Annotated in this window: 6 protein-coding genes and 1 pseudogene; 6 read left to right on the top strand and 1 reads right to left on the bottom strand. The window is 54.4% G+C overall.

The features are described 5' to 3' along the window. Positions 1 to 744 precede the first annotated feature (744 nt). The 6 genes from AC07V9_RS02580 to AC07V9_RS02555 all read left to right on the top strand — a co-directional run bounded on the left by AC07V9_RS02580 (position 745) and on the right by AC07V9_RS02555 (position 10084). Entirely contained in the window at positions 745 to 1938 is a 1194-nt protein-coding gene (locus AC07V9_RS02580; RefSeq protein WP_495014139.1) for an SIR2 family protein, read from the top strand. 283 nt (positions 1939 to 2221) lie between these two features. Then, entirely contained in the window at positions 2222 to 3028 is an 807-nt protein-coding gene (locus AC07V9_RS02575; protein ID WP_248800156.1) for a restriction endonuclease, read from the top strand. A gap of 14 nt (positions 3029 to 3042) precedes the next feature. After that, complete coding sequence (locus AC07V9_RS02570; protein ID WP_495014138.1) at positions 3043 to 3819, top strand: Hachiman antiphage defense system protein HamA; 777 nt, start codon at positions 3043 to 3045, stop codon at positions 3817 to 3819. Further along, positions 3803 to 5392 (top strand): DEAD/DEAH box helicase, encoded by a 1590-nt coding sequence (locus AC07V9_RS02565; RefSeq protein ID WP_495014137.1) that lies wholly within the window; start codon positions 3803 to 3805, stop codon positions 5390 to 5392. The genes AC07V9_RS02570 and AC07V9_RS02565 overlap by 17 nt, the downstream gene beginning before the upstream one ends. Positions 5393 to 5442: 50 nt before the next feature. After that, complete coding sequence (locus AC07V9_RS02560) at positions 5443 to 7314, top strand: helicase-related protein (RefSeq protein WP_495014136.1); 1872 nt, start codon at positions 5443 to 5445, stop codon at positions 7312 to 7314. Positions 7315 to 7528: 214 nt separating this feature from the next. After that, a complete protein-coding gene (locus AC07V9_RS02555) occupies positions 7529 to 10084 on the top strand; it encodes a CHAT domain-containing protein (protein ID WP_495014135.1) in 2556 nt (851 codons plus the stop codon). A gap of 31 nt (positions 10085 to 10115) precedes the next feature. On the opposite strand, the pseudogene AC07V9_RS02550 reads toward AC07V9_RS02555, so the two are convergent. Further along, positions 10116 to 10346 (bottom strand): annotated as a pseudogene (locus AC07V9_RS02550) (IS630 family transposase); the annotation flags it as partial. Positions 10347 to 10398: the final 52 nt, after the last annotated feature.

Here is a 10398-nt window from a genome sequence, read left to right as displayed (position 1 = left end):
GGCCCGCAGAGGCTTCCACCATGCTACCTGAAATAGCGAGCCCTTCTAAGATGTCGCCCAGGTTGCGGATCATGGCGGGACGTGAATTGTTCGGATATTTGATCACTATCCTCCCAATAAACGCGTAAATCGACTCTGCAATCCTGGTGGTCTGGTCACACGAACCGATGATCCAGTGAGCTAAAAGTCCCTGCTTCAGGAATGCATCATGAACCGCAGAACCGCACCCTAGCTACCGATCTGGGCACCAACAAGAGCTACCTACAAGAGACATCTACACCAGGAACCTACCGGCGGCGATTGGGGGCAATACTGGGGGCAAGACCAAATATTTTTAGCCTGAAACCATCATGCTAGAGCCAAGTCAAAATGTTTTTTGGCTTGCCTGAGAGTTTTTAGGCATAGTTTGGCAGGCTGTTGATCTGGTCATTTTTGCCTTTATGAGCGAGCAAGCGGAGCTCCGTACCGAGCGCCACATCGAACCGCCCCCCCACCAAACATTCCTTTCACGCCAAGCACGCGGTATCTCTTGGCAGCAGCACTGGTCTTCATCTTTTTTGGTATGCCGCTGCTCTGTGGGATAGAGTTGCAGACTCTTTCCCGAGGAGTGCCTTAGCATGCAGGGCGGCTCGCGGCGACCGGGGACAATGTCGCCCCCCCCCCTTATGTAGTAGGAAGAATTGGGAATGTCAGGGAAAGCGAAGAAGCGCGCCGTGGTCATCATGGGAGCAGGAGCATCCGTTGATGCTTGGCATTCCGACTACAGTGGGGTTTGGAAAAGTCATCGACGCGGATGTTGCCGGCGACGAGTGGTGCCAGCGTACCGGCGGCTCTCAAGCCTATGAGGACGTTAAGAAGGCGCTGATTGAGTACTATCACGGTGATGCCGCTGAGGCCCACTTCGAGCGGGTCTACCATGTCCTGCACGAGCTCGATGCCTTCCACCGTACGCCTGGAGCTGTACCCAAATTCAGCCCTGTCATGTTGCCGTTCCTGACACCTGTCATGAAACAATCTCAGAATGCGCTTCGTGCCGCCAGCCGATGCATGCTCGAGTCCATCTACCGGGAAACTTCGAAGTTCTGCGACGCACCGAAGAAGCCGCTGGACTCTATGAAGAACTTCTTCCATCAATTAGAAGATCGTTTCGTTCCTCGGATCTACACGACCAACTACGACGACTTCGTGCAGCAGGCAACCGGCGATAGCTACTTCAACGGTTTTACTGACGACCGTGGCAGCTTCCTGCGCGTCAGTGCGCCTGACTACTGGGCCAACTGGGATGTTCCAGGCATTTTTCACCTGCATGGATCGATCCATATGGCCGAATGCTTGGACTTCCCATCTGGCCCAATTGGGGACATCGTCTGGTATCCCGAGCGGAGTGAAGCCATGAAGTGCATTAGTGCTTCAAACTCCGGCGTCAGCCGAATGGATGGCACAACATTCCAACGCGGAGCAATTCTGACCGGCCTAGATAAACTTAGCCGTCTGCAACAGTTGCCATTTGCCTTCTACTACGCGGGCCTGAGCCGCGAGGTTGTGGAGGCGGACTTGATCATAGTGATCGGCAGTGGATTGGCGGACGGCCACCTGAACACCTGGATCAACGCCGCACGCTCACAGCGCCCGGAGCTGCCATTGCTCTACATCGGATATTGGCATCGCCAAATGGCTACCCCAGGCGAAAATGCAGACGAAATGCCTGACGACTTCGTTGGCGCGATCAAGGGCTTTGATCTCGAGGATCGCGACATTGAACTCTTCCATCAACTTCATGTGGACCTGACTCAGGTTCGAGAGCAAGACGTCAGAGCGAAGGACGGTTGGACGATGGATCCACGCGGGAAGAGTGCCGTATGGTCCGACGGCCTCCAGTCATGCCTGGCCAAGTCTGACGCGCTTTGGTCCATCGTCGAAGCGACCGGAGCAACTTAACGAGAGGCCCCCTATGACGCGAGTTCGCGCCTCTAGAAAGCCAGTGAATTCCTTTGAGGATGGGAAGATCAACATCATTTACGGATTGAGCGGCACCGGCAAATCGTCAACATAGCTGAGCAAGAGCTTAGGCGCCCCCAGTTGCATTGTTCTGGAATGTTAGGAGAAGATCAGTTGACAGCTGAATGCGATCCATCGGAAGGAACCTATCATTAGCTCAATACGCCCCATCGACTTACGCCTTATAGATGACCTCGTCGACTTCGTCCGCGGTCCAGGCTACGTGCTGGATTTCTCCGATTCCAGCTTCTCGAGCTTTTTCGCCGTTGAATTGGAGATCGACATCGACGATCCCAAATTCACGGTGAATGGCAGATCGAAGGGAAAGCGCCTGCGTTACTTCTTGCAAATGTGCAATGACGTCACCGCGGTTCGCGCCCTTACAGCACTTTGGGAATACCGTGCTGAGTACCTAGCTCGCACTGGCGATCAAGACCCTGTCATCAATTCAGAGTCCCGCTATCAAGCGCTCATCCTTCGGCTTTCAAGCTTTTCCCCTCCACCGCCGACAGCGGAAAACTCAAATGCCAGCGTGGTTAATAGGCTAACGTTTGCAAAGATCAAGGCAGAGCTCCTGCAAGTCACATCGCTCAGTGCACAGGCGCGCGGTTATGCTTTCGAGGCCTTTCTCAAGAAATTATTCGACGCGTTCGGCCTTGCCGCCCACGAACCTTTTCGGCTACGAGGCGAGCAGATCGATGGTAGCTTCCAACTTGAAAGTGACATCTACTTGCTCGAAGCCAAATGGCACGGCCAGCCCATCGGGGTCGCGGAGCTACATACTTTCCATGGCAAGATCGAGCAAAAAGCAGCGTGGACACGTGGTCTTTTCGTCAGCAATAGCGGTTTTACAGAGGACGGTCTTACCGCCTTCGGACGGGGGAAGCGGGTGATCTGCATGGACGGCCTAGATCTTTACGATATGTTGGATCGTGAGATCTCACTTACTCAGATCCTTGCGCGCAAGGTTCGCCGTGCTGCGGAGTCCGGCTCACCATTCGTTCGCGTCCGCGATCTATTTCCACGCTAACAGGGAGGAAGAACGTGGCGCAATTCAACGATTGGTGCCAGTCGGTTGATGAGCATGTGGGTGATCACTTCCGTAGTGTATTAACTGCATTTCCGGCCAACCTTCCGGTAGGAATCAATGCGACGACGGCCATCGTGCCCGAGCACTATGCATCAGAAGAACATGTGGCACGTGCACTCGCCCGTCTCGGCAAGCCTGCTGCTGCAGCGTTGATACAAGGAAAGCTCCCAACGACTAAATCGATCCGATCCGGTGACCTAGGCGAGATCTATGCAACAGAGTGGATCGCTGAGTTCAGCGTATATCACGCTCCCATCAAACGTCTCCGCTGGAAAGACCATCGCAATATGGCAATGCGTGGCGATGACGTTATCGGTATCTTTCTAAACCCCCAAACCCAGCAGTTATGTTTCTTAAAAGTCGAAGCAAAGAGCCGCGCAACTCTCACCGCTAGAACCCTCACAGAAGCCAGAGCCGGGTTAGATAAGGATGGCGGGAAGCCGTCTCCCCATGCGCTGTCCTTTATCTCGGAACGTCTCTTTGAGCTGAACGACTTACCTCTCGCCGACGCAATCGATGAAGCACTGCTCAAGCATGGCATACCGATACAGAACGTCCGGCATCTGCTTTTTACGTTCTCTGGTAATGCGCCAGGCAATATGCTAGTTGCCGCTCTCCACGGGTATCCAGGGCCGATCAATCAGTGGGGGGTTGGGTTGCACGTAGAAGGTCATGCTGCCTTCATCGGTGCGGTTTACGACGGAGTGATCGCTAATGCCAACAACGCCTGAGGCAATTGCAGCCGATATCGCGGAAGCAGCGACCGCCGGCTTCCGGGGACGTCTTATCGCACGAGGCCAAGCGCGCGCAGTCATATGGCGGGATGGCATACTCCCGCCGGACGCTCCGGCCTTCGCATCGCAACTTAGCTATGACTTGAACTCCTACGGTTATACGCTTCTCGGGCTTGGCCTTCGTCTGCGCGAGCTTGGCGGCGAACCTGCCCAGGCGCGTGTTGCCTTTGAGCAGGCTGCCACCGCTCTTGAAGCTGTTATTGCCAAGGGAAGCCAGCAAGAGGTTGACCGCGATTTCCACTTCATCATGGCAGCTGCGAGCTATCATCTGGCGCATCTTTCAGCACGCGCTTATTCACTTCTCGCAATCGTCCAAGCCGACCACAATTTCGCGCCCACAGAACGGATGCTCGCCCTGTTGATGCGGCGAGACCTCGATACCCTTAGCTCTAGCGTGCTCGGTTATCGAGCATCTGGACAAGGCAGTGATGCCAATATCACTGCTCAGATTCAGGCTGACTTGAATCAAGTAGAGGTTGCAGAAGCCTTTGTAGAGGATGGTCACGACTTCCTGCTCGACGGGCTCGACACAGCGCTGACCGATTCATTCATGGCAGCCATGTCCTTATTTCTCCTCGCCTCAGAGCGCGGCGAGCGAGCGTTGCTCGACCAAGCACTAGAACGACTTCGTATTAACCTAGGCATTTGTAGCGAATTCAACCTACTGCCTCAGTGGTGGGTCCACCGTGTAACAATCCACCTCTTGAACGACCTCTGGTCGAGTACCTTCCACGAGAGGGTACCCCTTCTTTCCGCTGGTGGTGAAGCGGCAGAATGGCCACGGCTTCGAGAGTTGTTTATCGCGCTCTTACATCAGCGTCCGAAGGCAGAAATCGATTTGTGGCCATCTCAAATCGAGGCCGCTGCTCGTGCGGCAGACCAAACTGATGACCTTGTCGTATCACTTCCCACCAGCGCCGGTAAGACTCGTATCGCCGAACTGTGCATTTTGCGCTGCCTGGCCAGCGGCAAGCGCGTGGCTTTCATTACGCCACTGCGCGCGCTATCAGCCCAGACAGAAGCGACTCTGCAGAAGACGTTTGTTCCGCTCGGTATGACAATTTCTGCGCTATACGGCAGCATCGGGGTCAGTGGGTTTGATGAGGATGCGATTCGAGAGCGTGACATTGTCGTTGCGACCCCCGAGAAACTCGATTTCGCACTTCGCAACGATCCGTCACTTCTCGATAATGTAGGCCTGATCGTTTTTGATGAAGGCCATATGATTGGCCTCAACGAGCGTGAAGTCCGTTATGAGGTACAGATCCAGCGGTTGCTTCGTCGCCCGGATGCGCACCAGCGGCGAATTGTTTGCTTATCTGCAATTCTGCCAGATGGCGAGCAATTAGATGATTTCGCCGGATGGCTACGACGAGACCAGCCGGGCGGCCTCGTTAGGCACGACTGGCGCCCGACAAGACTGCGGTTCGGCGAGGTAGTATGGTCATCACCTACCGCGCGCCTGAATTTACGAGTCGGCGATGAACGCCCCTGGATACAGAGGTCCTGACGGGAGCAGCACCACCAAATTGGGCGCCACCCAAGCGTAGACGTACCAAGTTGTTTCCTTGCGATCAGCGAGAGCTTTGTATCGCCACAGCTTGGCGGTTGGTCGACGATGGACAGACTGTTCTTATCTTTTGCCCTGAGCGTCGCAGCGTTGAGCCTTACGCAGATGCCATCGTCGATCTCCATGAACGTGGGGCGATCCGAACATTGCTTGAGGCTGACCCCTTAGTCCTCAGCACCGCTATCGCACTAGGGGAGGAATGGCTCGGACCGAACAGTCCTATCCTCGCATGCCTTCGTCTCGGCGTTGCTTTGCACCATGGCGCCTTGCCGACCCCTTATCGCAAAGAGGTAGAACGGCTACTACGCGACAACGTAGTGAAAGTAACGATTTCGTCGCCAACATTAGCCCAAGGACTCAACCTGTCAGCTACAGCCGTCATCATGAATTCTCTCCATCGCGCCGGTGAAAGGATCGAGATTTCAGAGTTCAAGAATGTAATTGGACGAGCGGGTCGAGCGTATGTCGACATCGAAGGCATAGTGCTCTTCCCTATGTTCGAAGACGTCATGAAAAAGCGGCGTAATTGGGAGGCTCTAATCAACGATCTTGGAGCGCGTAATATGGAGAGCGGCCTAGTGCGGCTCGTCGTCACGCTGCTTAGCCGTATGCATGCCCGCATCGGAGGGGACCTTAATCAACTTACCGAATATGTCGTTAACAACGCTGCAGCTTGGTCCTTCCCCGAAGTCGCGAATGAGAAGCTGGAGGATCGCGAGCGTGCCATAGCCGACTGGGAACGTCACGTCGCAACACTCGACACTGCTATCCTCAGTTTGATTGGCGAGAATGACATCCCAGACGCAAATATTGAAACTGCACTGGATTCCATTCTTCAGTCCTCTCTCTGGCAACGTCGCCTGCTGCGGCAACACGAAAATGCACAGCAGGCACTCAAGGCCGGCCTCGTTTCACGTACCCGGCTCATTTGGAACCAGTCGACGGCGGAGCAACGTCGAGGCTATTTCCTGGCGGGAGTGGGATTGCAAACCGGACATTCACTTGATGCCATCGCCATGGACGTCAACCCGCTTCTTATACAAGCGAACGGAGGCATCCTTACAACTAACGCAGAAGTTGCGATTGCAGCAATAACCGGCATTGCCGAGCGCGCTTTCACGTTCTACCCATTTACACCCGACCCCATACCGCTCAATTGGCGAGATATTTTACGCGCATGGCTGTTGGGACAGCCTATTGCCCCAATTGCCGTAGGGCAGGAATCGGAGACACTGCAGTTCCTTGAGAGCGGGCTCGTCTTTCGCCTTCCTTGGGCAATGGAGGCCATTCGTGTCCGTGCGGCGGCGAATGGCGACACCGTCGACGGGTTATTACTCGATGAGTATGAGCTCGGATTGGCCGCAGCCGCGGTTGAAACCGGGACGCTGAACCGTTCGGTTTCAATTCTCATCCAGGCGGGCTTCAATTCGCGACTAGCAGCTATCAAAGTAGTCAACGATACGGGCGCAACGTTCCAGACTGGCCTGGCACTTCGGCAATGGCTCAACTCAGAAGCTATCGCCATCTGGAGCGCCTCACCCGATTGGCCCACTGCAGAGACAAAATCAATGTGGGCAGAGTTTTTGAAATGCTTCTCTCCCCGAGATCAACAAACTTGGGCTAACCGACAATATCAGGCACCTGTTGAATGGCTCGGCGCGCCCCCGCCTCCAGAAACTCCTGTTCAGATTTACGAGTGGGCCGGCCAACCACGCGTTCTTGCAGCAGATGGCGCACCGCTTGGTACGGTTCAGGCTGCGTTAAATCCCGCACGAGCCGGACTGGTGCGTGCGAAGATGGCACGAAACGGCAACATGGTCGACATAGTCTATTTGGGGCCAGATGACATACAAAATATGTGATTCAGACCACTGCATAACTCAAAAAGGTTGGGGTGAACGGTGGGGCGGCGATCGTAAAAATTTTATGTCCTGCCGAGCGTTGGAAAAATGTGGACTGCGTAGACTAGCGCTGCCCTATGTGGAATATGCGTGCTCTAACCCCTCGTAATTTTGCCCTGCAAGCCGGAGCAACCTCCACGCCCGCTCAGCTTCAGCTCCTGGAGAGACTAGCGATATGGACCTGAGTCAACTCTTCTCACTACCACCAACGGAGTTCGCGAGGCTTGTAGATGAGGATTACTTCGATTGCAATGGCATCTACATCATCGAGGTTTACAACGCCCTCATGCGCAGCTGCGTTGACTATCCGTCAGAGGTAGTGTCCCTAGCGAAGGCTGCTATAGATGTCTACCTCGCACAGGAGAGGCCCGATGAAGCCATCCTTTATATGGAGCTTTACGCTCGAACAGAGTTGATTCGTAAAGATGTTGGTACGGCCCTTACTGTCCTTGAGTCGATCGCGCAAATGGATCATGAGCGTAGCGAAGACACCATCCTAGAACTGGCAGACGATATCTTGGGGGACATTGATACCTTCGGCGTCAGCATCGACCAGCGTCCCCGGATAATGAGCTCTGTAGCGGCGTTTTTCAGCCGGTACGAGCAATCAGAGCGTATTGTCGATCTGTATCTCCAAGCGGCTAATCTGTATTCCAGGCACGGAGCTCCGCAGGCAGCTACTAGGTGTGTAACCAGTGCAAAATCCATTTCAGAGCAGATGCAATGCAGTAGTTTGGTTGCCAAATGTCATCTCACCATGCTGGCTGTTCACTGCGAGGCCGAGGAATATCAGCAAGGGGTCGATGCTGCCAACCTAGCTATCGACATCCTGACCCAATCCAGGGAGCCAGTTCCAGCCGTGGTCATGGCGAACCTTGGAGTGGCTTACATGAACTTGAATGATCCCGAAAACGCCATCAGATGTTACGAGCTAGCGTTGGGCGATTCGAACTTGCCGACAGATGTTCTTCCCCAGGTACGCACCAATTACGCAATTTGTCTACGTCGCTGCGGCCTCATTGCTCAAGCAGCGTCAATGATGGAGATTGCTATCGAGCATGCAAACCAGGATTTTAAGGATCCTGAAGGCCTGCTTGAAATGGCGCTGAGCGATGCAAAGATTGTCCAACTCCTCGGTGATACACCTCTGTTAATTAGCCGACTCAAAGAAGTTGTGACGTGCCTCGACAGTGTCCTCAAGGATGTTCTCCGCCTTCACCACCGCCGGGGCCTGAGAGCCCGATATTTCTGGCGAATTGAAGAGTTGCTCGCCTCCCTGCCCGCGTCAGGCTTTACCCATGACGTTTTAGCCCCGTTGATTTCGCTCAAAGGAAACGCCATGGGTGATTGGCTTACGATCCTCATGTGGGCTGATCGCACACGTGCCGACGCCTCAGTCGATCCTGCTGTACTCAAAAAGATCGACGACACCCTCATGCGTATCCGGGAAATTGGAGCGCCTCACCTTTTCGGAGGGCATGAGCAGAAAGACGACGCCTGGAATGAGGAGAATGCTGCGCAAGCCTGGGATGAACTATCGAATGTAGCCGCACTTATCTATGCCAAAGGCAAGCGACCGCTCGACCTGGCCACCTCCGAGCATCAGGTTGTTCATTGCCTTCAGCGCCTTCAGGAACACCATTGTGTGATGCTGATGACTTCCTCCAAGGAAGAAGTCCTCCTATGGTACTTCCTTGAGGGGCAATACCGGCGGGTTCAAATTCCTCTGGACGTGGTGACCAATTGGAGCAAGGCGCAAGTGGATCACGCCCAGCAATTCCTTGACCGCGCGGGCTTCCAACGCTCGCTCCTGGAGGCCATCAACTGCTTGGCTCCTTTGCTTGATCCGGTGTTCCAGCAAGTCAGCGCAAGTGGGTGCAAAACAGTGCGATTCCTGGAGGATCGACACTGCGAACTGCCTCTGATGGCGTTAGTGCTACGTAATGCCGAACTAGCGACCAAGATGGAAAAGGGGACGTTTGAATTTCGTATGGTGCCGACACCGGTTCTACAAGGCGCCGGCCCCGTCGAGCCAGTTGTGGCTCCGGTAGCGATCATCGACCCTGAAGGCGACTTGCACCTCGCACCTTATGAAGCAGCTGCCTTCTCCAGGGCCGCGGGCTTGCGATCCCCCGCCACTCTACACACCAACGGAGAAGGGAGTCTGCTGGATGTCTTGCGACCATACGACGCTTTGGTTGTGTCGACCCATGGGCATTCATTGAAATTTTTTCAGGACGCCTACTTCGCGCACCTTGGAAACCCTGGCGAGCCACACCTCATCAAGGTGTCCTCTATGCAGGCAGCTGCACCCGATCTTCGCTTGAAAATCGCGCTCCTCAATACCTGCTACTCAGGCTCGCGATCCACGAAAAATGGAATAGGGGAAATTGTCACAAACGATTCAGTTGCTATCCCAAACCTGTTCCTGCTCAACGGACATGCAGTTGCGCTAGCAGGTTCCTGGAAGGTCTTTGACATCGTAAGCTTCGCCCTCTCGATTTCGGTGGGTGAAGCGCTGCACTCCGGCCTGGCCCCATCATCTGCACTAGCCAGTGCTATCGCACGATTACATCGTATGCGTAAAAGCGACTTGGAATCCTTGCTGGAAAAGCATCTGCCAACCGACATGCTCACAAAAATACTGCAGCCGATGCAAAACCAACCTGATAAAGGCATTTTTGCTCATCCCTACCATACCTCAGGCATGGCGATACACGGGCTCCTCTGAACCGAATATGCCCGTAAATCGCTCTTGAGGTGCATAGCACCAGAACCTTCTCAGGCGGGTTGAGATAGAGCCCGACGATATCCTGAACCTTGTCGACGAATGCTGGATCGGTCGAAAGCTTGAAGGTGTTTTCAAGGTGAGCCTTGAGTTCGAAAGCATGCCATATGCGCATTACATTGACAGGAGAAATACCGGTCGCCTGACTGATGGTGCGAATGCTCCAATGGCTGGTGTCAGGTAACCGTCCGGCCAGCACCCTCTCCTGACAGCCCTCCAAATTAGCCAAGATAGTGGACACCATTTTTTAGTGGACA

The organism is Pseudomonas sp. GW821-FHT02A11, assembly GCF_059421985.1.
Note: the sequence above shows the minus strand (reverse complement) of the source record. Positions and strands in the feature narration are given on the sequence as shown.

Coding starts and splice junctions, on each gene's coding strand:
- AC07V9_RS02580 (WP_495014139.1), top strand. CDS start 745: ATGCTTGGCATTCCGACTACAGTGGGGTTTGGAAAAGTCATCGACGCG.
- AC07V9_RS02565 (WP_495014137.1), top strand. CDS start 3,803: ATGCCAACAACGCCTGAGGCAATTGCAGCCGATATCGCGGAAGCAGCG.
- AC07V9_RS02555 (WP_495014135.1), top strand. CDS start 7,529: ATGGACCTGAGTCAACTCTTCTCACTACCACCAACGGAGTTCGCGAGG.